This window comes from Amycolatopsis alba DSM 44262 (genome assembly GCF_000384215.1).
GTDB classification, from domain to species: domain Bacteria; phylum Actinomycetota; class Actinomycetes; order Mycobacteriales; family Pseudonocardiaceae; genus Amycolatopsis; species Amycolatopsis alba.
This window is the reverse complement of the sequence record NZ_KB913032.1, coordinates 8,619,865-8,642,471: the sequence shown is the minus strand read 5'-3', so window position 1 is coordinate 8,642,471 and position 22,607 is coordinate 8,619,865. Positions and strand designations below refer to the sequence as shown.

General features: G+C 68.1%; 22 protein-coding genes. 20 read left to right on the top strand and 2 right to left on the bottom strand.

What is annotated here, in order from left to right; translation table 11 throughout:
- Nucleotides 1–5 precede the first annotated feature (5 nt).
- The 6 genes from AMYAL_RS0140025 to groL are packed head-to-tail and all read left to right on the top strand — an operon-like array spanning nucleotide 6 to nucleotide 6,010.
- Entirely contained in the window at nucleotides 6–1,175 is a 1,170-nt protein-coding gene (locus AMYAL_RS0140025; protein WP_020636931.1) for a ferritin family protein, read from the top strand.
- Nucleotides 1,172–1,522, top strand: a complete 351-nt coding sequence (mimD, locus tag AMYAL_RS0140020) for a propane 2-monooxygenase effector subunit MimD (RefSeq protein ID WP_020636930.1) — start codon at nucleotides 1,172–1,174, stop codon at nucleotides 1,520–1,522. Before AMYAL_RS0140025 ends, mimD begins: the two co-directional genes overlap by 4 nt.
- Nucleotides 1,523–1,542: 20 nt before the next feature.
- Nucleotides 1,543–2,574, top strand: coding sequence for an amidohydrolase family protein (locus AMYAL_RS0140015; protein WP_020636929.1), 1,032 nt, complete (start codon nucleotides 1,543–1,545; stop codon nucleotides 2,572–2,574).
- Nucleotides 2,571–3,269, top strand: a complete 699-nt coding sequence (locus tag AMYAL_RS0140010) for an iron-sulfur cluster assembly protein (protein ID WP_020636928.1) — start codon at nucleotides 2,571–2,573, stop codon at nucleotides 3,267–3,269. The genes AMYAL_RS0140015 and AMYAL_RS0140010 overlap by 4 nt, the downstream gene beginning before the upstream one ends.
- The gene (locus tag AMYAL_RS0140005; protein ID WP_020636927.1) at nucleotides 3,266–4,291 is read left to right on the top strand and encodes an NAD(P)-dependent alcohol dehydrogenase; all 1,026 of its coding nucleotides are present in this window, start codon (nucleotides 3,266–3,268) and stop codon (nucleotides 4,289–4,291) included. Before AMYAL_RS0140010 ends, AMYAL_RS0140005 begins: the two co-directional genes overlap by 4 nt.
- 27 nt (nucleotides 4,292–4,318) lie before the next feature.
- Nucleotides 4,319–6,010, top strand: a complete 1,692-nt coding sequence (gene groL / locus AMYAL_RS0140000) for a chaperonin GroEL (RefSeq protein ID WP_020636926.1) — start codon at nucleotides 4,319–4,321, stop codon at nucleotides 6,008–6,010.
- Nucleotide 6,011: 1 nt separating this feature from the next.
- On the opposite strand, the gene AMYAL_RS49695 is transcribed toward groL, so the two are convergent.
- On the bottom strand, nucleotides 6,012–6,176 hold the full coding sequence (locus AMYAL_RS49695) for a hypothetical protein (RefSeq protein WP_157358235.1): 165 nt from the start codon (nucleotides 6,174–6,176) through the stop codon (nucleotides 6,012–6,014).
- Between the two features lie 258 nt (nucleotides 6,177–6,434).
- On the opposite strand from AMYAL_RS49695, the gene AMYAL_RS0139995 reads away from it, so the two are divergent.
- Nucleotides 6,435–6,842, top strand: a complete 408-nt coding sequence (locus tag AMYAL_RS0139995; RefSeq protein WP_020636925.1) for a VOC family protein — start codon at nucleotides 6,435–6,437, stop codon at nucleotides 6,840–6,842.
- A 144-nt stretch (nucleotides 6,843–6,986) separates the two neighbouring features.
- Nucleotides 6,987–7,331: a hypothetical protein gene (locus AMYAL_RS0139990; RefSeq protein ID WP_245193318.1), complete on the top strand. Its 345-nt coding sequence runs from the start codon at nucleotides 6,987–6,989 to the stop codon at nucleotides 7,329–7,331.
- Nucleotides 7,332–7,717: 386 nt separating this feature from the next.
- Here AMYAL_RS0139990 and AMYAL_RS0139985 read toward each other — a convergent pair whose 3' ends face one another.
- The gene (locus AMYAL_RS0139985; RefSeq protein WP_020636923.1) at nucleotides 7,718–8,971 is read right to left on the bottom strand and encodes an HNH endonuclease signature motif containing protein; all 1,254 of its coding nucleotides are present in this window, start codon (nucleotides 8,969–8,971) and stop codon (nucleotides 7,718–7,720) included.
- Nucleotides 8,972–9,286: 315 nt separating this feature from the next.
- On the opposite strand from AMYAL_RS0139985, the gene AMYAL_RS0139980 reads away from it, so the two are divergent.
- The 12 genes from AMYAL_RS0139980 to AMYAL_RS0139925 are packed head-to-tail and all read left to right on the top strand — an operon-like array spanning nucleotide 9,287 to nucleotide 22,594.
- A complete protein-coding gene (locus AMYAL_RS0139980) occupies nucleotides 9,287–10,543 on the top strand; it encodes an ATP-grasp domain-containing protein (RefSeq protein WP_020636922.1) in 1,257 nt (418 codons plus the stop codon).
- Nucleotides 10,544–10,596: 53 nt separating this feature from the next.
- Nucleotides 10,597–11,928, top strand: coding sequence for a lysine N(6)-hydroxylase/L-ornithine N(5)-oxygenase family protein (locus AMYAL_RS0139975; RefSeq protein WP_020636921.1), 1,332 nt, complete (start codon nucleotides 10,597–10,599; stop codon nucleotides 11,926–11,928).
- Between the two features lie 23 nt (nucleotides 11,929–11,951).
- Entirely contained in the window at nucleotides 11,952–12,317 is a 366-nt protein-coding gene (locus tag AMYAL_RS0139970; protein WP_020636920.1) for a cupin domain-containing protein, read from the top strand.
- Nucleotides 12,318–12,319: 2 nt separating this feature from the next.
- Entirely contained in the window at nucleotides 12,320–13,939 is a 1,620-nt protein-coding gene (locus AMYAL_RS0139965) for a class I tRNA ligase family protein (RefSeq protein WP_026467832.1), read from the top strand.
- Between the two features lie 6 nt (nucleotides 13,940–13,945).
- Nucleotides 13,946–15,205: an MFS transporter gene (locus tag AMYAL_RS0139960; protein WP_020636918.1), complete on the top strand. Its 1,260-nt coding sequence runs from the start codon at nucleotides 13,946–13,948 to the stop codon at nucleotides 15,203–15,205.
- Nucleotides 15,206–15,235: 30 nt separating this feature from the next.
- On the top strand, nucleotides 15,236–16,987 hold the full coding sequence (locus tag AMYAL_RS0139955) for an ABC transporter substrate-binding protein (protein ID WP_020636917.1): 1,752 nt from the start codon (nucleotides 15,236–15,238) through the stop codon (nucleotides 16,985–16,987).
- Complete coding sequence (locus tag AMYAL_RS0139950; protein ID WP_020636916.1) at nucleotides 16,984–18,264, top strand: ATP-grasp domain-containing protein; 1,281 nt, start codon at nucleotides 16,984–16,986, stop codon at nucleotides 18,262–18,264. The genes AMYAL_RS0139955 and AMYAL_RS0139950 overlap by 4 nt, the downstream gene beginning before the upstream one ends.
- Nucleotides 18,261–18,722: a cobalamin B12-binding domain-containing protein gene (locus AMYAL_RS0139945; RefSeq protein WP_020636915.1), complete on the top strand. Its 462-nt coding sequence runs from the start codon at nucleotides 18,261–18,263 to the stop codon at nucleotides 18,720–18,722. The genes AMYAL_RS0139950 and AMYAL_RS0139945 overlap by 4 nt, the downstream gene beginning before the upstream one ends.
- The gene (locus AMYAL_RS0139940) at nucleotides 18,719–20,026 is read left to right on the top strand and encodes a hypothetical protein (protein ID WP_020636914.1); all 1,308 of its coding nucleotides are present in this window, start codon (nucleotides 18,719–18,721) and stop codon (nucleotides 20,024–20,026) included. The genes AMYAL_RS0139945 and AMYAL_RS0139940 overlap by 4 nt, the downstream gene beginning before the upstream one ends.
- Complete coding sequence (locus tag AMYAL_RS0139935) at nucleotides 20,023–21,018, top strand: asparagine synthetase A (protein WP_026467831.1); 996 nt, start codon at nucleotides 20,023–20,025, stop codon at nucleotides 21,016–21,018. Before AMYAL_RS0139940 ends, AMYAL_RS0139935 begins: the two co-directional genes overlap by 4 nt.
- Nucleotides 21,015–22,268, top strand: a complete 1,254-nt coding sequence (locus tag AMYAL_RS0139930) for a glutamate synthase-related protein (RefSeq protein WP_020636912.1) — start codon at nucleotides 21,015–21,017, stop codon at nucleotides 22,266–22,268. Before AMYAL_RS0139935 ends, AMYAL_RS0139930 begins: the two co-directional genes overlap by 4 nt.
- Entirely contained in the window at nucleotides 22,265–22,594 is a 330-nt protein-coding gene (locus tag AMYAL_RS0139925) for an avidin-fold protein (RefSeq protein WP_020636911.1), read from the top strand. The genes AMYAL_RS0139930 and AMYAL_RS0139925 overlap by 4 nt, the downstream gene beginning before the upstream one ends.
- Nucleotides 22,595–22,607: the final 13 nt, after the last annotated feature.

Below are 22,607 nucleotides of genomic sequence, written 5' to 3'. Positions count from 1 at the left end.
ACCCCATGACAGGCACTGAAGAACGCAGTGTGCCGAAGCCGGTCTTCACCGACGCCGAGGCCGGAGCCAAGGTGTTCCCGGATTCGGACGCGCGCCGTTTCACCTACTTCAACCCGGCCAGGCGCAAGCAGAGCCATTACGAGGATGTGACCGTCGAGGTCCAGCCGGATCCGCGGCACTACCTCTCCCAGGGCTGGCTGTACGCCTTCGCCGACGGCAAGGCAGGCTATCCGCTCGGCTGGACGGTGCTGAAGGCCTGGGGTTCGGACCGGCCGGAACCGGAACGCGGTCCCGGCTCGGGCGGCAAGGGCTACGACTGGCCGGCGCACGGCTGGCACGAGTTCCGTGATCCCAACGAGGAATGGGAACTGACCCTCTACCGCTACAACGCGAACGTCGTCCGGCAGCTGAACCAGAACGTCGACGCGGCGCGGCAGGCCAAGGCCTTCGAGCAGTGGAACCCCAACTGGGTGGACTTCGTGGCCAAGCACGTCGGCGCGTGGATGCATGTCGACCACGGCCTCGGGCTGTACCTGTTCGCCAACGCCAACCGCCGGGCGCCGACCAACATGCACAACAACGCGATCTCGGTGAACAGCATGCACCGCATCCGCGCCGCGCAGGACCTGGCCCTGTACAACCTCACGCTCACCGAGGAGATCGAGGGTTTCGACGGTTCGGCGCATCTGGAGACGTGGGATGCCGACCCGGCCTGGCAGGGCGTCCGTGAGACGGCCGAACAGCTCACCGGGATCTGGGACTGGTGCGAGGCGATCTTCGCCGCGAACGTGGTCTTCGAGCCGCTGGTCGGCGAACTGTTCCGCAGCAACCTCGTTCAGGAGGCCGCGCCGGCGAACGGCGACTTCGTCACGCCGACCCTCGTCGGCGCCGAAGAGTTCGACTACTCCGAACGCGATCTCCGGTACACGAAGCCGATGTTCGATCTGCTCGTCAACGACCGGCAGTACGCCGGGCACAACAAGGAGATCCTCCAGGGCTGGCTTCAGGACTGGGTTCCCCGGTGCGTCGCCGCCGCTCGCACGCTGCAGCCGTTGTGGTCGCAGCCCGACGCCAAGCCGACCCGGTTCGAAGACGGCCTCGACCGGGCGAAGAGCCGGTTCGCCGGCATCCTGTCCGATCTGGGTCTCAAAGCACCGAAGGAGCTGGGCCGATGACCGTGTTCAAGGCCGACAGCACCGCCTCCGGCATGTGCGGTTTCACGCTGATGAACAACCAGGTCGGCGTGATCATCGCCGGGGTCGCGGGACAGCTGGACAACGTCGCCACCACGCCGTTGCCGTCGATGATCCGCGTCGACGCCGTCGGCCGGATGGATCTCGTCTACGCCGACATCGACGAAGCCGCCGGTGAGGAGGAGGGCTGGTTCACCTCGGCGGAGTTCGAAGAGAGCATGTCCACCCACTACGGCCGGATGGTGCATCTCGACGATCGCACGATCATGTTCGCCAACCCCGAGGACGCGGCCGAGTACCTCGACTTCGACCTCAAGCCCATCCGCTGACGCCCGGCTGGAGGCGCCTCATGTACACAAAGGACGGAGAGCGGTACTTCATCGTCGATGGCCACACCCATTTCTGGGACGCCGGTCCGGAGAACTGGGTGGCGGGACAGGAGGAGTTCGCACGGGGCTGGATCGAATGCTTCCACGCCTACCACGGACTCGGCCCGGAAGAGACCCACTGGCCGATCGGCCGGTTCCGGAAGTATTCCGAAGAGCTGATGATACACGACCTGTTCGAGGCAGGGCACGTCGACAAGGCGATCTTCCAGCCGACGAATCTGCGGCAGTGGTACAAGAACGGGTTCAACACCACCGAGGCCGACGGCGCGATGGCCGAACGGCATCCGGGGCGGTTCCTCGTCAACACCACGTTCGACCCGCGCGAGGGCAGGGAGGGGCTGAAGGCGTTCGAGGAACGGGTCAAACGCTACGGCGCCAAGGGAGTCAAGCTCTACACGGCCGAGTGGCGAGGCGAGTCGCGAGGCTGGAGCCTGAAGGATCCGGAAGCGGCCCGGTACCTGGAGAAATGCGAAGAGCTGGGCGTCAGGAACATCCATGTCCACAAAGGACCGACGATCTGGCCGCTGGACAAGGACGCCTTCGACGTCTCCGACATCGACCACGTGGCGACGGACTTCCAGGGCCTGAACTTCATCGTCGAACACGTCGGCCTGCCGCGGATCGAGGACTTCTGCTTCATGGCGACGCAGGAGCGCAACGTCTACGCGGGGCTCGCGGTCGTCGTCGGCGCGTTGATGCACGCCCGGCCGAAGTTCTTCGCGAAGGTCATGGGCGAGCTGATGTTCTGGATCGGCGAGGACAAACTGATCTTCGGCGCCGACTACGCGATCTGGGAGCCGAAATGGCAGGTCGAGGGCTTCGTCGACTGGAACATGCCCGAGGACGACGAGCTTTCGGACTTCGCCCCGCTGACGGTCACGCAAAAGAAGAAGATCCTCGGCCTCAACGCCGCCCGGCTCTACGACATCGAGGTGCCGCCGGAACTGGGACTGGAGCCGGAGATCGAACCGGTCGGTGTGCGGCAGCCATGACCGTCATGGCGGCGGTCTGGTCCGCCCTGCGCACCGTGCGGGATCCGGAGCTGGACGAGCCGTTGCCGGACCTCGGTTTCGTGGCCCGGTGCGAGGTCGATCCGGCGGGCCGGGTGCGGGTGGAACTGCGGCTGCCCACGTACTTCTGCGCGCCCAACTTCGCGTTCCTCATGGTCGCCGACACCTACGACGCGGTGGCGGGGACGAGGGGAGTGACCGGGGTGGAAGTGGTCCTGCTCGACCATTTCGCCGCCGACGCCATCAATCACGGGGTGGCGGCGCGCGAAGGCTTCGAAGCGTCGTTCGACGGGGAGGCGGCCGGCGAACTGGACGGACTGCGGGCCGATTTCGTCCGCAAGGCCGTGCTCGCCGGAACCGACCGGGTATGCCGGGCGTTGCTCGCCAACGGTGCCGACGCCGCCCGGCTGCCCGGACTCACCCTGGGCGACGTCCCGGCGGGACCCGACCTCGACCGGTTGCGGCGCCGCCGGAGCGAACTGTGCCTGCCCGACGGCGACGAAGACGCCCTGCTGCTCGACCCGGTGACGGCACTGCCGATCACGCCGTCGGAGGCGAAGCGGCATCTCGCCTTCGCCCGGCTCACGAGGACCAGCATGGAGGCCAATTCCGGCGTGTGCCGCGGCATGCTGCGCGTGCGGTACCCGCAGGCCCGAGGTGAGGAGAACACGGGATGAAAGCGGTTCGCCTGCACGCCTATCATCGGCGGCCCGTCGTCGAGGAGGTCCCGGAACCCCGCGCCACCGGCCCGTTCGACGTGGTGGTGAAGATCGGCGGCGCCGGGGTGTGCCGCACCGATCTGCACATCATCGAGGAACAGTGGGCGGAGAAGTCCGGCGTCACCCTGCCTTACACGATCGGGCACGAGAACGCGGGCTGGGTGCACGAAGTCGGCTCCGCCGTGTCCAGTGTGGAGGTCGGCGACACCGTCATCCTGCATCCGACGCCGACCTGCGGGCTGTGCCGCGCCTGCCGCGCCGGTGACGACATGCACTGTTCTGACGGGACATTCCCCGGTATCACCACCGACGGCGGGATGGCGGAGTACCTGCTGACGTCGGCGAGGGCGTGTATCAAACTCGATCCGGAGACGCGGCCCGAGGACGTCGCCGCGCTGGCCGACGCCGGGATCACCGCCTACCACGCGGTCCGCAAGGCGGTCCCCTTGCTGCCGCCGGGCACGGTGTGCGTGGTGAACGGCGCCGGCGGGCTCGGGCACATCGGCATCCAGTCACTGCGCGCGCTGACCGCGACCACCGTCGTGGTGATCGATCGCAACCCCGAAGCCCTGGACCTGGCGGCGATGCTCGGCGCCGATCACACCGTCCTCGCCGACGGGAAGCACGTCGAAGCCGTACTGGACCTCACCGGCGGCGACGGCGCGGAGGTCGTCCTGGACTTCGTGGCCGAACAGGGCGCGCAGCAGGACACGTTCGCGATGACCCGCCGCGCCGGTTCGCAGTTCGTGATCGGCTACGGCGGCAAGCTCGAGATCCCGGCGATCGACCTGATCTCCACCGAACGCAACGTGATCGGCAACCTGGTCGGCACCTACAACGACCTCGCCGAACTGATGGTGCTGGCCCAGACCGGCCGGGTCACCCTGCACACCAGGAAGTACCCGCTGGACGCGGCGCTCGACGCCCTCGCCGATCTCGGCCACGGCCGGGTCCGCGGCCGCGCGATCCTCACCCCCTGAACCCGCCCCGATCGAGGAGCACGCACCATGGCCAAGGAACTGCGGTTCGGCTCGGACGCCCGCGACCTCCTCCTGGCGGGAGTCGACAAACTCGCCGAGGCGGTGAAGTCGACGTTGGGCCCCAAGGGGCGCAACGTGATCATCGAGAAGATCACCGGTTCGCCCGTGGTCACCAACGACGGCGTCACCATCGCGCGGGAGATCCACCTCAAGAACCAGTTCGAGAACATGGGCGCGCAACTGGTCAAGGAGGCGGCGATCAAGACCAACGACATGGTCGGCGACGGCACCACCACGGCGACCGTGCTCGCGCAGGCGATCATCCGCGAGGGGATGGCGGCGATCGGCCGCGGCGGGAATCCCGTCCTGGTCAAACGCGGCGTCGACCACGCCGTCGGCCTGGTCGTGCGGCAGCTGGAGAAACGGGCCCGTCCTGTGGTGTCCGAACAGGACTACGCGCGGGTCGCCGCCATCTCGGCCAATGACGACGACGCTGTCGGCGAGGTCATCGCGAAAGCCCTGCACGCCGTCGGCGCGGGCGGTGTGGTGACGGTCGAGGAGTCGCCGTCGATCGGGATGAACGTCGACTTCGTGGAGGGCTTCGAGTTCGACAACGGCTATCTCTCGCCGTACCTCGTGACCGATCCGGGACGGCTGGAAGCCGTGCTGGAGGATCCGTACCTCCTGATGTGCAGTGAGAAGATCACCCGTGTGCAGCAGCTGATGCCGTTGCTGGACAAGGTGATGCGGGCTCCGCGGCCGCTGGTCGTGATCGGGGAGACGGTCGAGGGGACCGCGCTGTCGATGCTGGTGCACAACCACGTCAACGGCACCTTCCAGGCCGTGGCGGTCCGCGCGCCCGGCTTCGGAGACCGGCGTCTGCACAAGCTGGAGGACCTCGCGGCGGTGGTCGGCGGCGCGGTGCTGTCCCGGCAGTCCGGATTCTCGATGGAGACGATGACGCTCGACCACCTCGGCCGGGCCAAGCAGGTCCGGGTCACGGAGGACAAGACGATCGTCGTGGGCGGCGCCGGTTCCGCGGCGGCGATCGAGTTCCGGGCCGGGCAGTTGCGGTCCGAGCTGGAGCGGGCACGGTTCGGGGTGGACGAGGAAGTGCTGACCGAACGGATCGGCGCGCTGACCGGGAAGGTCGCGGTGGTCCACGTCGGCGCGGCCACCCCGGCCGAACTCAAGGAACTCCAGCACCGGGTGGAGGATGCGCTGTCGGCGACCAGGGCCGCGATGGCCGAAGGCATCGTGGCGGGTGGTGGTGCGGCCCTGCTGCACGCGGAGAAGGCGCTGGAAGACCTCGGGCTGGACGGTGACCACGCGATCGGCGCCGAGATCGTGCGCAAGGCGCTGAGCGAACCGGCGTACCTCATCGCGTTCAACGCGGGCCATCCCGCGCACGAGATCGTCGCCAGGACCAGGGAACTGGGCGACGACGAGGGTTTCGACGCCCTTCACGACCGCTACGGGGACATGATCGAGCTGGGCGTCGTCGACCCGCTGCGGGTCTGCCGGTCGGCGGTCCAGAACGGTGCCTCGGTGGCGGGGCTGCTGCTGACGACGAACTCGCTGATCGCGGAGGAGCAGACGCCGTGGGGCGGGAGTCCCGCGCTGATGACCGAATTCGGGCCGCTGGACGGCGGGCTGCACCAGCCGTCGCCGGATTCCAGCACACCGCAGTCGCTGGGCATGGGGCCGTCGGTGGGTTGACTCACAGGTCGAGGCGCATCAGCCAGCGCGGTCGCCGGTCCGAACGCGCTTTGGTCTCCTCGATGAGCTCGAAACCCGCGGCGGCGAACAGCCCGACCGTCCCGACATGGGTCGCCGTGTGACCGGGCGTAGGAGATCGCCCCGTCCAGCAGCGCGTGCGCGCCACCCTGCCGGCGATGGCCCGCCTGGACGTCGCCGAACCGGTCTGCCGTCGCGGGGTGGATCCGGAATGCGGGCATAGGACGACACTAAAGCGGCATACACGACACGGCTACGTCGGTCATCGGAGCGCATTGGGGAAATCGCTCACCGCATTCGGTGCACGGCGTTGAATTTCGGGATTCACCCGGCCGTGGTCCAGTCGTTGTCGCGCCGGGTGGGGTCTGCCAGGATGCTCGTGACCCGACCAGAAGGAGCGTTTCCAGTGGCTTCCCGACTCAATCCTTACATCAGCTTCGCCGGCGACGCCCGGCAGGCCATGGAGTTCTACAAGTCGGTGTTCGGCGGAGAGCTGACGCTGAATACGTTCGGCGAGTCCGGTATGGCGGGTTCGCCGGTGGAGAACCAGATCATGCACAGTCAGCTCGATTCGCCGAGCGGCTACACGATCATGGCGTCGGACACGCCGCCGGGAATGGAGCACAAGCCGGGCACCAACCTGTCGGTCAGCCTCAGTGGTGACGACGGTGAGGAATTGCGCGGATACTGGGAGAAACTGTCCGCCGAGGGTGCTGTTTCGGTCCCGTTCGAAAAGCAGATGTGGGGCGATGAATTCGGTGCCTGCACGGACAAGTTCGGTATCTCCTGGATGGTGAACGTCGTCCAGTCCTAGGGTCTTCCGGCCCTGCCCGATCCGTGCCGAAGCTCCCGACTTCCGGGGACTTGGGGCTCCGATCGCGCCGAACCTGTGATGCCGCCGGTGAAACCGCCGTTCTCCTCTCGTGAGGATTCGGCGGTTTCACCGGGAGGCGAGAACATGAACAGAATGGTCGCGGTACTGCTGGCATCGGCGGGCGCCGCCGCGGTACTGGGTGGCTGCGGGACGACGACCGCCGGGACACCGGTCACCGTGGTGCGGGAGATCGTGCCGCCGTCGACGACCACCGCGATCGTCGCGCCGCCTGCCACCTCGGTGGTCGTGGCGGAGCCGCCGGTGACGGTCACGCGGGCACCTTCACTCACGTCGTGTCAGCGCCTTCTCGCCGAAGGATTCTCGTACACGTACGCGTACAGCGCCTGGGTGAACGCGGGGCGCCCGCTGAGCTGGGACGCCGACCGCGACGGGTATCCGTGCGAACAGTCCTACGGGAACCGGAACTAGGCCGGCGCGCTCAGTGGCCGATGACAGTAATGCGAGACACGAGTCGCCTTCCTTCGAAATCCGGGACGTTGGGCCTTCGCGGGCTCGAACGGGATGGTCTTGTGCGTGGCACTGGCTGGCCGGAAGTGTCGATCCGGGTCGAGTGCGCGCTCACCGAAGCGGGCGAAACCCTGTGTGAGCCGCTGCGCGCGAGGTGTAGCTCGGGGTGAGGGGTGTGTGGAAACAGGGACGTTCAACGTCCCTGTTTCCACACCTCTTCGTGACCGGACCGGTCACGCGGGGACTTTGCGGATTGTCACCCTGGTTCCGGTGACTTGCCGGTCTGTGGGCATGGTGAGGGGCCCGTCGCCGGTGTGGCCGGCGGGCTCCTCGGGGTCGTGCGGGGTTCAGGTGTGGTGGAGGGTGTTGCGCCGGGTTCTTCGGAGCGGGTCCAAGTATTGGGGCGGGATGAACTCCGGTAACCCATCGGGAGCCATCCGGACTTCCCAATCACCATGATGGATCAGCCGGTGATGGAATCCACACAGCAGCACCAGATTGCGGAGGTCGGTCGGTCCGCCGTCTGCCCAGTGATCAATATGGTGGGCATGGCAGTTCTTGGGTCTTCGATGACAACCGGGGAACGCGCAGCCTCCGTCGCGGATGTTCAGCGCCCGGCGTTGACCTGGTGTGACGAACCGTCTCAGCCGTCCTAGGTCGAGGGGTTCTCCGGCGGCGTTCAGCACGACGGGGAGCATGAGGCAGTCGCAGGCGGCCATGCGGGCGTCGCGGGCGGTCATGGTGCCGACGGAGTCCAGGCAGGCGGTCCCGAGACCGGTTTTGAGTTCGTCGAGTCCGATGGTGACGTGCACGAGGGTGCGGTAGCCGCTGGTGCCGGGCTGGTCCGGGCAGGCGATCGCGAGGTCGAGAAGTTCGGCCCAGGCGTCACCCTGGCGTTCGGGTTTGGTCCGCAGATCCGCCTGGCCGAACTCGTCCACCGGGCGCGGTGTCGCGTACGCCTCCAGCGCGGCCGCCGTCCGGGCCCCGAGCTCGTCATCCAGCAACCCGTTCAGCTTCCAGAAGCCGTCTTTGCGGCGTTCCAGGGTGACCTCGCGGCGAGGCTCGGCAGGTTCGGGATCCTTGGGCTCGTTGCCGTCGGGGTCGAGCCAGCCGAGCAGGTCCTGCTCGGCCTTCGCCAGCTGCCGAGGCCCGGCGTCACGAGCGAGGGTCGCGAGGATCTTCTCCGCACACTCCCGATCCTCGGCAGACGTATCCGCAGGGATTCTCCCCAGGATGTCCAGGATCTGCTGGATCCGCTCGTGCCCGACCAGCCCTTCCGCCGCCACAGCGGCAGTGGCGGGCGCGAACGCCGCAACCTCACTGCCATCCAACGCCCGCGTCGGGTTCAACGCGATCGCCTGATTCACCACCGACCGCGCCTCACCAAACGACAACCCCGCCACATCAGCAAACCACGTAATCGTCGACCCATAGCCGTACAGGTCTTTCGCGCCCCGAGACTCCACCTCCGCCAGATACCGCCCCAGGCCGGCGCAGGCGACCCGCATCACCTGCAAGAACTGCCGCACACCATGCGCAAGCTCCAGCTTGCCGGCACGCCACAACTCCTGCGGCAACTCGGGAAGAAAGGTCTCGGACACACCTTAATGATACCAGATATCTATCGAACAGGTGTTCGTACTTTTAAGTAGTCGTGAGAATGTGTAATTCCCACTTAAGGGTGAACGGTAGATCAATGAATGTCATCCCAGTTCGAGCAGTCGGCGGCCGATGATCGGTCGGGCCGTGACTCAGGAAGGCCACTCCCGGCCGTCGGGACGGCAACGCCATCCGCATACCACCCGTCACCCCGCCACGCATCTCGTTGATTGTTCTGTGTGAATCAAGGGTTCCGGTCAACCAATCCCCGAGATGTAGTAGCCCGCGACGAAGCGACGGGCTGGTGGGGAGAGGGAATGAGCTCAGCGGAGGGTGTTGTCCTGGTGATCGGCTGCGGGATGCGGCCGTACCGGGAGTACCTGTTGGCGTCGGCCGGGCACCGGCATCCCTTGTGGCTGTTCAACGGGGCCGAACCGACCTGGCAGGAGCGCTACATCACCGGCGCCACGGTGCTGGACCTGCAGGATCGTGACGCCGTACTGGCCGCGGCCCGCGCGGTGAACGCGAAGACGCCGGTGCTCGGCGTGGTGTCGTGGGACGAGGCGCTGATCGTCACCGCGGCGCACGTCGCGGACGAGCTCGGCCTGCCGGGTGCGGGGATCTCCGCGATCGAGGGGTGCCGGGACAAGTGGCTCAACCGGCGGACGCTCACCGCGGCCGGGGTCGCGCAGCCGGACTTCGGGTTCGTGCACGACGAGGAGCAGGCGGTCCGGGTGGCCGACCGGATCGGGTATCCGGTCGTGGTCAAGCCGCGCGGGGGCGGGGCCAGCATCGGCGTCAGTTTCGCGGAAGACGGCGAGGCGGTGCGGAAGGCGTTCCGGACCGCGGAGGACGCCAGCTTCGGTGGCTCTCCCGCCTACCAGGGCGGGGCGCTGGTCGAGGAGTACCTGACCGGACCCGAGATCAGTGTGGACGGTGCCGTCGTGGACGGTGAGTACACGCCGATGTTCGTGGCGCACAAGACGGTCGGCATGCACCCGTACTTCGAGGAACTCGGCCATCTGGTGAGCTCCGCGGACGAGCTGCTCGCGGACCCGGCGCTCCGCTCGACGCTGGCCCGCGCGCACAGCGCGATCGACTTCCGGTACGGCATCACCCACACCGAACTCAAGCTCACCGAGCGCGGACCGGTGATCGTGGAGATCAACGGCAGGCTCGGCGGGGATCTGATCCCGTTGCTCGCCCGGTTCGCGACCGGGATCGACCCTGGCGCGGCCGCGGTCGACGTCGCGCTCGGCCTGCATCCGCACATCCCGCACGAGGCCGAGCCGCGGTGGGTCGGGGTGCGGTTCGGTTATCCGAAGCAGGACTGTGTCGTCGAGTCCGTGTCCGTGCCGGGTTCCATGCGGGACAACGGGATTCTCACCGCCGACGCGCTCGTCGAGCCGGGGGCGCGGATGCGGCTGCCGCCGGCGGAGTTCATCTCGCGGCACGCGTACGTGATCTGCGCGGGCCGTGATCCCGACGACTGTGAGGTGGTGCTGGACAAGGCCATGGCCCAGGTCCGGCTGACCGCGCACCCCCTGCTGCCCTCGGTGGCCGCCGGTGGCTGACCGGGCACCGCAGAACACCTTCCAAGCACTCACAACGATGGCGGAGCAAACAAATGGCGAACCGTGATGTCGAGCTTCTCGCAGTCGGAGCAGGACCGTCCAACCTGGCACTCGCCGTGGCGCTCGAGGAGCTCGCGCCCGGCCTGGCCCGCGATTCGGTCCTGCTCGAACGCGACGAGGAGGTCTCCTGGCAGCGGGGCATGCTGCTGCCGGAGGCGCTGTCGCAGGTCTCGTTCCTCAAGGACCTGGTGACCCTGCGCAACCCGCGCAGCCGCTTCTCGTTCCTCAACTACCTGCACGCGACGAACCGGCTCAACGAGTTCGTGAACATGGGCAGCTTCGTCCCGTACCGGGTCGAGCTCGCCGACTATCTCAAGTGGACGGCCGATTCGCTTTCACTGGTGGATCTGCAGCGTGGCCGGGAATGCCTCGACATCACTCCCGTGTGGACGGACGGGACGCTGACCGGCTGGGACACCAGGGTCGCCGACGGCGAGACGATCCGCAGCCGGTACCTGGTGGTCGGCGCCGGCCGGGACGCGCGGATCCCCGACCTGCTCCGGACGGTGGATCAGGACCGCGTCATCCACAGTACTCAGTATCTGCCGAGGATCGCCAAGCTGCGCAAGGACCTTCCGTACCGTGTCGCGGTGATCGGCGCCGGGCAGAGCGCGGCGGAGCTGTTCGGCGCGGTGCAGCGGGACCTGCCCGAATGCAAGCCGACCATGGTGATGCGCTCGATCGGCCTGAACTACTACGAGAGCAGCAAGTTCAACAACGAGCTGTTCTTCCCGTCCCATGTGGACAAATTCTTCGACGCGCGACCGGAAGCGCGTGAGCAGATGCTCAAGGAGATGCACCACACCAACTACTCCGGGCTGGCGCCGGGCACGATGGACGCGCTCTACCGCTCGATCTACCTGGACCGTCTTTCCGGTCGTTCCCGGCTGAACATGGTCACGATGAGCGACATCACGGACGCCCGCGACGAGGGTGACGAGATCGTGCTGGAACTGACCGACCGGCGCACCGGCGAGACCCAGGAACTGCGCACCGATCTCGTCCTGCTCGGCACCGGTTTCTCCCCGGAGATGCCGAGGATGGTCCAGGAGATCGCCAAATCGATCGGACTCTCGGAGATCAAGGTGACCCGCGACTACCGGCTGGAGATCGACCAGCCCGCCACCGCGGCCGTGTACCTCCAGGGCGTCAACGAAGCGACGCACGGGATCGCGGACTCGTTGCTGAGCGTCCTCGCCCCGCGTGCCAACGACATCCTGCAGGACATCCTCGCCCATCGCGGCGAGACCCCCGAGGTGCCGCCGCAGCCGACGTCGGACGCCGACACCGCCGACACCGCCGACCCCGTTGTCGCCACCCGCTGATCCCCGAGCAGAAAGAGAACGTCATGGAGATCCGTCCGCTGGAGCGGGAAAAGATGGTCTTCGAGAACGGCGCCTACGGCCAGCGGCTGCTGCCGTGGGCGGCGCTGAACGCGCCGTTCGAGGGGGCATGGGTCACGGTGCCCGCGCACGGCGCGACGGGTGCGCACTCCCACCACGAGTACGAGCTCTTCATCGCCGTCAACGGTGAGGCGGTCGTGGAGTCCGGGGGAGAGCGCCGCGCCTTCCGGCCGGGTGACATCGAGTTCCACCGGCCCGGCACCGAGCACCGCATCCTCAACGACGGCGCCGAGGACTTCGAGATGTACGCGATCTGGTGGGACTCCGACATGACGGCGAAGTTCGCCGCCCGGCACGAGGAGCTGGCGTGACCATGGCAGACACGAGACCGGTGGTGATCATCGGCGGCCCCCCGACGTCCAACGGGGACCTGCACATCGGGCATATCGCCGGACCGTATCTCGGCGCCGACGTGCACCGGCGCTACCTGCGCGCGGCGGGCCGCGAGGGCGTGTTCGCCTCCTGCACCGACGACAGCCAGACCTATCTCGTCACCAGCGCGGCCAGGGTCGGGTCGACACCACCCGAGCTGGTGAAGCAGTCGACCGAGGACATCCAGCGCACGTTCAAGGCGATGGGTGTCGAGGTCGACGGGTTCTCGCCGACCGACGACGGGTACAGGGCGCTCGTCCATGACTACGTCAAACGCTTGTACGACAAGGGAAAGCTTCGGCTGCGCAAGGTGCGGCTGCCCTACAGCGAGAGCAAGGGCGAGTTCCTGGTCGAGGGGTTCGTCGGCGGCGGCTGCCCGACGTGTCTCGCCGACAGCCGCGGCGGGTTCTGCGAGGGCTGCGGGCATCCGATCGACTTCGACGCGCTCATCGAGCCCTATTCGGTGCTCGACCCGGCCGACGAGGTGACCTACCGCGAGACGGAGATCATGGTCTTCCCCGTCTCGGAGTACCGCGAACAGCTCCTCGCCTACTACGAGGAACGCGGCCCGTCGTGGCGGCCGCACGTGCTCGGCCTGATGCGGGAACTGCTGGCCGGGCCGTTGCCGGACTTCGCGATCACGTACCCGGTGAAATGGGGGCTGCCGGCGCCGTTCCTGCAGACGCCGGGGCAGCGGCTCAACGCGTGGGTCGAGGGGATGCCCGCCTCGATGTACTGCACCGAGTACGCGTTGCGGCGCAACGGAAAACCGAAGGCCGCCGACGACGACGCGTGGCTCGCGGAGAACGACGCGCGGGTCGTGGTGTTCATGGGGTTCGATCCGCTGTTCACCTGGGGCGTCGTCCACGTCGCCGAGCTGATGGCCCTCGAAGGCCGTTACGTCCTCCCGGACACCCTGCTCGTCAACGAGTTCTACGAGCTGGAGAACGAGAAGTTTTCCACCAGCAAGGGACACGTGGTCTGGGCCCGCGAACTCGCGGCCGAAGTGCCTCGCGACATCGCGCGGTTCCACCTCAATCTCACCGCCCCCGAGTTCGCCAGGACCAACTTCTCCCGCGCCGCGCTGGAGAAGGTCGCGGGGGAGCGGCTCGTCGCGCCCTGGAACGAACTCGCCGAGACCCTGGCCAAACTCACCGCCGAGGTCGGCGGGGAGAACGGCTCGCTCCCGGTGTCGGTCGAGGCCACGGAACGCGCGGCGGCGATGGTCTCCCGGTTCGCCCTGAACTACGAACTCGAGGATTTCAGCCTCAGCCGGGCCGCCGATCTGATCGTGCAGCACGTCGGGCGCCTGGGCGCGGCCACCGAACGCACCCTGAAAGGCAATCTCGACCAGGAGGTGCTCCGCGGCGCGCTGGGCGACCTCTTCCTCGAACTGCGGGCCTTGATCGGCTGCGCCTCGCCGATCCTGATCGACCTCGCCGCGCGTGCCGCCGAAGCGGGCGGGTTCGACCTTCGGATCGACGCGGCCGCCTTCGACGTCACGCACACCACGGCGTTCGCCGTGCCATCACTGGAATTCCCCCCGACGAGCGAGGTCTGAGACCCCATGTCACTCGACAGTTCCCTTCCCGCCGACGCGGTCCGGAGTTCCCGGCTCGCCGAACGCCTGCTGGTCCCGGCGGGCTTCGTCACCACGGCGGGCAACGCGTTCCAGATCACCGCCGCCGCGATCCTGGTCTTCCACGCCGAGCAGACCACCCTCGCCGTCGGCTGGCTGTTCATCGCGGTGTCGATCCCGCAGGTCGCGCTCGCGCTGCTGTTCGGCAAGCTGGTCGACAAGGTCGACAGGCGGATGCTGTGCGTCGCCGCGGACCTGGTCAGCGCGCTGACCGCGTTCGCCCTGCCGGTCTGGCTGTGGATCGGCGGCCCGGCGAACCTGGGGTCCTACATAGCGAACTTCATGCTCGCCTGCACCGCGGCGTTGTTCATGCCCGCGAGCAACGGCCTGATCAAGGAACGCATCCGCGACGAGCGGCTCGGGAAGTTCAACTCGCACTTCGAGATGGCGAGCAACGCAGGCATGCTGCTCGCGTCCTCGCTCGCGGGATTCCTGGTGATCTGGTTCGGCGCGACGCCGCTGTTCATCTTCAACTCGCTGACCTTCGTCGTCTCCGCCGTGCTCGTCTACGGGATCGGCCGCAAGCCCGCCAAGGCGCCGGTGGCCGTGGAGACCGCGACCGCCGACGCGTCGGCGCCGGTCGAAGCCCCGGTGCACCAGCCGATCAAACGGCTCGCGCTGCTGTACGCCAACGGGAACATCGGCCTGATGGTCGCCAACGTCATCCTGACCACGCTGATCCTGCAGACCTTCGGCCAGGGCGCGTGGATGATCGGCGTGGTCGACGCGCTGGCCGGGGTCGGCTTCATCGTCGGCGCCGCCGCGTACGGCAAGGTCAGCAAGCGGTTCAAGGGCATCCATCTGGCCGTGCTGGGCACGCTCGGGAACCTGATCTGCCTCGCGATCCAGCCGGTGCACTACATCGCGCTGATGGCGGCGATCCCGTTCGCCGGGTTCTGCTTCGCCCAGGGCCGGATCGCCGCCCGCACCCTGCTGATGCGGGCGAGCCCGGAGGACCGGGTCGGCCGGATCTTCGGCGGCACGCAGGCCGTCGGCCTCGGGCTCGGTGTCGGCGCGACGGTCGGATTGTCCGCGCTGGCCGACGCGACCACCGTGCCCTACGCGTTCTGGGGGCTGGCGATCCTGCAGGGCGCGATCGTGATCGGCACCTACTTCAGTCTGGCGAAACCGCTGTCGGCGCAGGAGAAGAAGCAGCCGGCCGAGGTTCTCGAGGCGACCGCCGCCTGAGCGCGGCCTGATTCGGAGGAAGCGAAAGTCATGACGGACAAGCCGATCAAGGGCGGCGTCGCGACCTGGGCCTGCCTGCCAGGGTTCCCGCCCGCGGTGATCTTCCCCTTCACCCCTGGCGAACGCTTCGGCGTGCGGAGCCTCTACGAGTTCCAGATGCTGATGTACCGGCCGCTGTACTGGCTGGGCCGCGACGGCGCGCCGGAGATCGACTGGGACCTCAGTGTCGGCGAAGAGCCGGTGTGGGACGAGACCGGCCGCACCTGCACGGTCCGGATCAAACCGTGGAAGTGGTCCAACGGCGAGACGCTCTGCGCGGACAACGTCATCTTCTGGATGAACATGCTGAAGGTGAAGGGGCCGAGGTTCGGTGCCTACTCCGAGGGCTACTTCCCGGACAACCTGGTGTCGTTCGCGAAGGTCGACGACGACAAGGTCAGCTTCACCTTCGACAAGGCGTACTCGAAGAACTGGGTACTGCTGAACCAGCTCACCATGATCACGCCGATGCCGAAGGCCTGGGACCGCACCGCGGACGGCCCGGCCGACGCGACACACGACATCGAGCAGGCCGAGGCGGTCTACGAATTCCTGATGGCGGAGAACGGCGACGTCGTCGAGGAGGACAACTCGCACCGCACCCGCTGGGCCGAAAGTCCGGTGTGGAGTGTCGTCAACGGACCGTGGCGGCTCAAGAGCTACACCGAGGAAGGTGTCGTCACCTTCGTCCCGAACGAGCACTACAGCGGACCCAACCCGCCGCATCTCGACGAGTTGCGCCAGGTCTCGACGACGTCGGACGAGCAGCAGTACGAACTGCTGCAATCCGGGGACGTCCAGGTCGGCTTCCTGCCGCCGGGGATGGGTGTCCAGCCGGACGGCGACCCGACCAAGGGCGGGCCGAACCCGCTCGGCGACGGCTTCCAGCTGGAACCGCAGATCCTGTTCAACATCAACTTCATGGCGGTCAACTTCAGCAACCCGACCGTCGCCGGGAACATGATCCGGCAGCCTTACGTCCGGCAGGCCCTCCAGAGCTGCTTCGACCAGGAGTACGGGGCCCGCGAGGTATACCAGGGCTACGGCTGGAGTCAGACCGGGTCGATCCCGGTGCTGCCCAAGAGTGACCTGGTCTCGCCGAAGATCGCCGAACGCGGCGGGTTCTGGCCGTTCGACCTGGAGAAGGCGCGGCAGTTACTCGCCGACAACGGCTGGGATGTCAGCGCTTCCCCCGCGGTGTGCGTGCGGCCCGAGGAAGCAGGCGAAGGCATCCCGGCAGGCACCGAGCTGAGTTTCTCCCTGCGCTATTGGGAAGGGCGGCCCTCGCTGGCGCGGCTCATGGCGCAGTTCCGGGACGACGCGGCCAAGGCCGGGATCGAGATCCGCCTGGAAGAGGTGATGGGATCGGTCCTGGTGGCCGAGGACGGCCCCGGTGAGAAGCGGATGTGGGAGCTGTCCTGCTGGGGCGGCGGCTGGGTCTACAACTACCCGACCGGCGAGAACCTCTTCCAGAGCGGCGCCGCGTGCAACTTCAGCAACTACCGGGACGCCAGGGCGGACGAGCTGATCGCGAAGACGGTCACCACCGACTGCCTCGAAGCGCTGTACGAGTACCAGGAGTACATCGCCGACCAGGCGCCGGTGATCTTCATGCCGACGTTCCCGCGACGGCTGTTCGAGGTCGCGGGCAACCTGCGCGGATTCTCGCCGATCAACCCGTACGGCCTGATCAACCCCGAGAACTGGTACTACATCGACGACACAGCGGAGGGCGAGGCATGACGCGGCCGGTGGTGCTGGTCGGCTTCGTGGCGGCCGCGCTGGGTTCGTCCATCAAGGACTTCCAGCCGGACGGGTCGGTCATCTTCGTCGAAGAGCCCGATGTCGTCCGCAAACGCAACGCACGGGAGACGGTGGCCGGTTCGGCGCTGGTGCGCGAACTGATCGAATGGGAGTTCCACCTCCCCGGCAAGGCGGACGAGTTCTACCACGTCCACCGCGACCTCGATCCGGCCGCGGTGGTGCCGCTGACCGAGTACGCGACCCCGTTCGCGGCCCGGCTCGCGGAACGCTACGGCCTGCCGGGCGCGGGGTTCGGCGCCGCGCAGATCCTGCGGGACAAGGCGGTGCTGCGCCTGGTCAGCCGGGCGGCGGGGATCGCGAACCCGGCGTCGGCGCGGGTCGAAAGCCCCGACGAGGTCCGCGAGTTCATGGCGCGGCATCCGGGGAAGACCGTCCTGAAGCCCGCGAACCGCCAGGCGTCGGTGGGGACGCAGGTGCTCACCGACGCGGCCGAGGCCGACCAGGCGTGGGCGAACTGTGTCGTGCAGGACGAGGGGATCTTCGTCCCGGACCGTGCGATGGAACTGAAAATGCTCGCCGAGAGCTTCGTCGATGGCGACGAGTACAGCGTCGAAATGCTGCTGCGGGACGGCGAGCCGTTGTTCGCCAACGTCACCGGCAAGCGGTTGTTCCCTGGGCCGCGCCCGGTGGAGCTCGCGCATATCGTCCCCGCCGGCATCCCGGACGAGCTCACCACGCTGCTGAACGAGGAGACGCGGCGGCTCACCGGCGCGGCCGGGTTCGGCACCGGGATCGTCCACTGTGAATGGATCGTCTCGGACGGGGTCCCGTACCTGGTCGAATGCGCAGGCCGGTTCGCCGGTGACGGCATCATCGAGCTGATCCAGCGCGCCTATCCGGTGGAGCTGAACCGCGCCTACTTCTCGGTGATGAAGGACGAGCCGGTCGTGGACGTGCTGCCGCGCGAGGCCGCGGGCGGGGCCGCGGTCCGGTTCGTGTCCATCGAGCCGGGTCTCATCGAAGACGTGCGCGGAGTGGAGAAGGCGTCGCAGGCCGAAGGGGTGTTCCTGTGCGACGTCGGCGTTTCGGCCGGTGACCGGTTCGACGGGCTGCGCAGTTCGTGGGACCGCGTCGGCGATCTGATGGTGACCGCGGGCAGCCCGGCGGAGGCGTTGCGCCTGGCCGAAGAGGCGGTCGCGCTGATCGAGATCGACGTGCGGCCGGACGGCGAGGAGAGGGAGAACGCCGCCCCATGAGCATCGAAGCCGTCCAGCCCGCACTCCCGGACGCCGGTCTCGACGTGATCGTCACCGGGCTCTCGTCCGACGCGCACACCTGGAACCTGGTGTACCTGGAGCTGTTGCTGGAGGAACTGGGCTGCCGGGTGAGGAATCTCGGCGCCTGCGTCCCGGACGCGACGATCGTGCGCGAGTGTGTGCTCCAGCGACCGGATCTGGTGGTGATCAGCAGCGTCAACGGGCACGGCTGCCGGGACGGCGTGCGCCTGATGGATGCCTTCCGCGCGCAGCAGGCGCTGGTCACGACACCGGTCGTGATCGGCGGGAAGCTCGACGTGGTGGGCGGCAGCAACGCCGCCCGGCTGATGGCGGCGGGATTCGACGCGGTGTTCGAAGACTCCGGCGGGCTGAGCCCGTTCCGGACGTTCATCCACACCTTGTCGGTCCGCACCGGCGTGCCGCTGGGCACCGGATGAAGGTGCTCGCCCCGCGGCGGGGCCTTTCGTTCGGCGAGGTGGTCGCACGCCACCACGCCAGGGGAGAGCTGGTCGTCCAGCCCCGGATGGGTTTCGCGGATCCGGAACGGATGGGAAGGGGGCTGCTGGCGACCCGCGCGGCCCGTGCCGCGACCGTCGGCACGATCACGATCGACAGCTATACCAGGGTCGGCGACCACGAAGCCGCGCGTGAGGCCTTGGCCGTGGGCGCGGATCTCAACGGCTATCCGCTCGTCGACCACGATCCCGCGACGACATCGGCGTTGCTCGAAGCGGTGGTGAGCAGGGAGTTCCCGGTGCAGATCCGGCACGGCTCGCCGGATCCCCGCCGGATCGTGCGGACCCTGCTCGACCACGGGCTGCACGCGACCGAGGGCGGGCCGGTCTCGTACTGCCTGCCGTATAGCCGCATGCCGCTTTCGGCCGCCGTCGACAACTGGCGGCGGTCCTGCGAGACCCTGGCGATGGCCCGAGGGCCGGAGCTGGAACCGCATCTGGAGACCTTCGGCGGCTGCATGATGGGCCAGCTGTGCCCGCCGGCGCTGCTGGTCGCGCTGAGTGTGCTGGAGGGGATGTTCTTCTGGCGGCACGGGGTCCGGTGCCTGTCCTTCAGCTACGCGCAGCAGACCCACGCCGGGCAGGACGAGGAGGCGATCGCCGCGCTGCACGCCCTGATCAGGGAATACGTGCCGCACGCGCGGGCGCATGTGGTGATCTACGGCTACATGGGTGTCCATCCGAGGACTCCCGGCGGCGCGCTGGCGCTGATCGCGGAGTCCGCGCGGCTGGCCGCCCGGACGGGGGCGGGCAGGCTGATCGTCAAGACCACCGCCGAGGCGCACCGGGTGCCGACGGTGGCGGAGAACGTGACCGCGCTCGAACACGCCGCCGAGGCCGCCGCCGGCGTCTCGCGGATCGGGCAGCTCGGCGACACCGGGATCCACGCGCAGGCGAAAGCGTTGGTGGACAACGTCCTTTCGCTCGACAGCGATCTCGGGAGGGCGCTGGTCACCGCGTTCGCGAGGGGGCAGCTGGACGTCCCGTTCTGCCTGCACCCGGACAACGCCGGCCGAGCGCGCGGACGGCTGGACGTCAACGGACGGCTGGAATGGCAGCGGATCGGCGCGATGCCGCTGGGTGATCTCGTCGACCTGCCCGCAGACCGGGGGATGACGTCGGGCGAGCTGCTGGACGCGCTCCGGTACGTCGAGCGGACGTTCGACGAGAAGTACGGGATGCCGGGAATCGATACTGTGAAATCACTACAGGGGAGTAAAACATGACCGGTACATCGCCAACGGCACTGCCGCCGGGCACCCGCGAGCATCTGACGTCACCGGTGACGCAGGCGGCGTTGCGCATCCAGAACAGCATCACCGCGGGCACCCGCGAGTACCTGGGCATGAACGGGTTCGTGGAGCTCCAGCCGCCGATGATCGGGCCGGTCACCGACCCCGGCTGCCGCGGCGCCAAACAGGTCGACGTCGACTACTACGGGCACAAGTACAAGATGATGACCAGTGTCATCCTGTACAAGCAGGCGTCGCTGCTCGCGTTCGACAAGATCTTCTACGTCGCTCCGAACGTGCGGCTGGAGCCGCTGGAGACCTCGACCACCGGACGGCATCTGGTGGAGTTCACGCAGATCGACGTCGAGGTGGCCCGTGCGAGCCGTGAGGACGTGCTGGACCTGGCGCAGGGCCTGCTCCGGCACGTGGTCACGTACACGCTGCGAGAGTCCAAAGTGGACCTGGCGACGCTCGGCCGCGACCAGGACGCGTTCACGGCGTTGCTGGAGGAGGACTTCGAGCGGATGACGCACCGCGAGGCGGTGTCGCGGTTGCAGGGGCTGAGGCACGGGCAGAGCGCCGACGCGGAGATCGACTGGCAGGGCGAGCGGATCATCTCCGAGCAGACGAACCGGCCGTTCTTCATCGTCGACTACCCGAAGGGCTCGCGCGGGTTCACCGACGGCGAGTCGAGCACCGAGCCGGGGGTGCTGCGGAACTTCGACCTCGTCGCCGCGGAAGGGTTCGGAGAGCTCTGCAGCGGTGGTGAGCGCACGCACGAGTACCGCCGGCTGATCGAACGGATGCGGGAGACGGGGGAGAACCCGGCGAAGTACGCCTGGTACCTCGATCTCGCGCGCGAGGGACTGCCGCCGAGCGCGGGCTTCGGGATGGGGCTGGAGCGGGTGACGCGTTACCTCGCCGGGCTGGACGCGGTCTGGCAGGCGAACGCGTACCCGAAGCTGCCTGGGATCGCGACGCCGTGATCACCGCGCGGCAGCTTCCCGAAGACGCGATCCGCGCACGGGCGCGGGAAGGCAGCGCGGCGATCTTCCCCGACGTCGGGGGATACGGCCGCTCGTTGTTCGGCGCGGACGTCGACTCGGGTGGCGACGAACTCGACCGCGCGCGGATCGTGCCGCCGGTGTTCGTCCCCAGGCGGCTGGAGAAGATGTTCGACCTCGCGCGCGAACCGGTCTACGGCGACGTCGGGCTCTCGACGGTCCTCGGTGGCTTCACCGCTCCGTCGCCGGTGTTCCTGTGCGCGTTCGGGTCCACGCAGGTGGCGGGCAGCGGTCTCGGGATCGCCGCGAGCGAGCAGGCGGGCAGGCTCGGGATGCCGATGGTGATCGGCGAGAACGTCGTGCCCATGCACGGCTACGGCCGGATGGGCGAAAGCGCCGAAGACGGCCTGCTCGGCCGGATCCGGGCGTACGCCGGCGCGGTGCCGGACGGGCTGGGCGGCGTCGTTGTGCAGCAGAGCACCGAAGACGCCGACGCGGAGGTGTGGAACCTCGTCTACAGCGACCCGTCCGCGACGAAACTGCTGGAAACCGGGCGGCTGGCGTTCGAGCTCAAGGTCGGCCAGGGCGCCAAGCCGGGGCTCGGCGGGATGACCGTGCTCTCGCGCACGGCCGCGGGCGAGATCGCCGAACAGTACACAGTGGACGAAACCTTCGGCACGGACACGGCCATGGTGCTGCGCTCCAGTAGTCCCGGCACGTTCACCGGGGAGATCCTGCGCCAGCAGATCCACTTGATGCGCAACAACTACCCGCGCTCCCGCGCCTGGGTGAAGCTGCATCCGGGCCGCGACGTCGGCGAGGCGGCGCAGGTCGCGTGGGCGGCGGGAGCGGACGCCGTCACCGTGGACGGCGCCGAGGGCGGCACCGGCTGGGCACCGTCGGTGTTCCTCGACCAGGTGGGATTGCCGCTGGTGGAATGCCTGCGCCGGGTCGGCAAGCACGACGCGTCGCTGCTGGTGTCGGGGCGGGTCTGGGAAGGCGCCCGCGCGCTGAAGTGCCTGGCCATGGGCGCTTCCGCGGTCGGCCTCGGCCGGGCCGCGCTGCTCGCCGTCGACGAGGACGCGACCGAAGGCCTCGTGCGGCTGGTGCGCTGCCTCGAACTCGAACTGCGGCTGCTCACCAGCGCGCTCGGGAAGTACGACCTCGCGGATCTCACCTCGGACGACCTCTGGTTCCCTGGTTCTTCGGCACGGACGGAGCAGCACGGATGATCAACTACGACGGGAAACGCTTCCGCAAGGTCAGCACCGACCCGGACGCGCCGGTCACCCTGTACCGGCAAAAGGACGACCTGGTGTGGGCCGAGCTGACCGGCGGCGGCGTCCGGCTCGGTTCGCTCACCGGGAAGTGCGGCGAGGACGGGACGATCGACATGGCCTACACGATGGTGCTGGCCAGCGGCCAGGTGATCTCGGGGCACAGCACGAACACCCCGGAGTTCCTGCCGGACGGGCGGATCCGGCTGAACGAGGTGTGGGAGCGGTACGGGACTCCCGGCTCGCGCGGTACCTCGGCGATCGAAGAGGTCGCCGAGTAGCGCCTGGCTTGAA

Coding starts and splice junctions, on each gene's coding strand:
- AMYAL_RS0140015 (WP_020636929.1), top strand. CDS start 1,543: ATGTACACAAAGGACGGAGAGCGGTACTTCATCGTCGATGGCCACACC.
- AMYAL_RS0139960 (WP_020636918.1), top strand. CDS start 13,946: ATGTCACTCGACAGTTCCCTTCCCGCCGACGCGGTCCGGAGTTCCCGG.
- AMYAL_RS0139970 (WP_020636920.1), top strand. CDS start 11,952: ATGGAGATCCGTCCGCTGGAGCGGGAAAAGATGGTCTTCGAGAACGGC.
- AMYAL_RS0139925 (WP_020636911.1), top strand. CDS start 22,265: ATGATCAACTACGACGGGAAACGCTTCCGCAAGGTCAGCACCGACCCG.
- mimD (WP_020636930.1), top strand. CDS start 1,172: ATGACCGTGTTCAAGGCCGACAGCACCGCCTCCGGCATGTGCGGTTTC.
- AMYAL_RS0140025 (WP_020636931.1), top strand. CDS start 6: ATGACAGGCACTGAAGAACGCAGTGTGCCGAAGCCGGTCTTCACCGAC.
- AMYAL_RS0139945 (WP_020636915.1), top strand. CDS start 18,261: ATGAGCATCGAAGCCGTCCAGCCCGCACTCCCGGACGCCGGTCTCGAC.
- AMYAL_RS0139975 (WP_020636921.1), top strand. CDS start 10,597: ATGGCGAACCGTGATGTCGAGCTTCTCGCAGTCGGAGCAGGACCGTCC.
- groL (WP_020636926.1), top strand. CDS start 4,319: ATGGCCAAGGAACTGCGGTTCGGCTCGGACGCCCGCGACCTCCTCCTG.
- AMYAL_RS0139935 (WP_026467831.1), top strand. CDS start 20,023: ATGACCGGTACATCGCCAACGGCACTGCCGCCGGGCACCCGCGAGCAT.
- AMYAL_RS0140005 (WP_020636927.1), top strand. CDS start 3,266: ATGAAAGCGGTTCGCCTGCACGCCTATCATCGGCGGCCCGTCGTCGAG.
- AMYAL_RS0139990 (WP_245193318.1), top strand. CDS start 6,987: ATGAACAGAATGGTCGCGGTACTGCTGGCATCGGCGGGCGCCGCCGCG.
- AMYAL_RS0139955 (WP_020636917.1), top strand. CDS start 15,236: ATGACGGACAAGCCGATCAAGGGCGGCGTCGCGACCTGGGCCTGCCTG.
- AMYAL_RS0139980 (WP_020636922.1), top strand. CDS start 9,287: ATGAGCTCAGCGGAGGGTGTTGTCCTGGTGATCGGCTGCGGGATGCGG.
- AMYAL_RS0139950 (WP_020636916.1), top strand. CDS start 16,984: ATGACGCGGCCGGTGGTGCTGGTCGGCTTCGTGGCGGCCGCGCTGGGT.
- AMYAL_RS0139965 (WP_026467832.1), top strand. CDS start 12,320: ATGGCAGACACGAGACCGGTGGTGATCATCGGCGGCCCCCCGACGTCC.
- AMYAL_RS0140010 (WP_020636928.1), top strand. CDS start 2,571: ATGACCGTCATGGCGGCGGTCTGGTCCGCCCTGCGCACCGTGCGGGAT.
- AMYAL_RS0139940 (WP_020636914.1), top strand. CDS start 18,719: ATGAAGGTGCTCGCCCCGCGGCGGGGCCTTTCGTTCGGCGAGGTGGTC.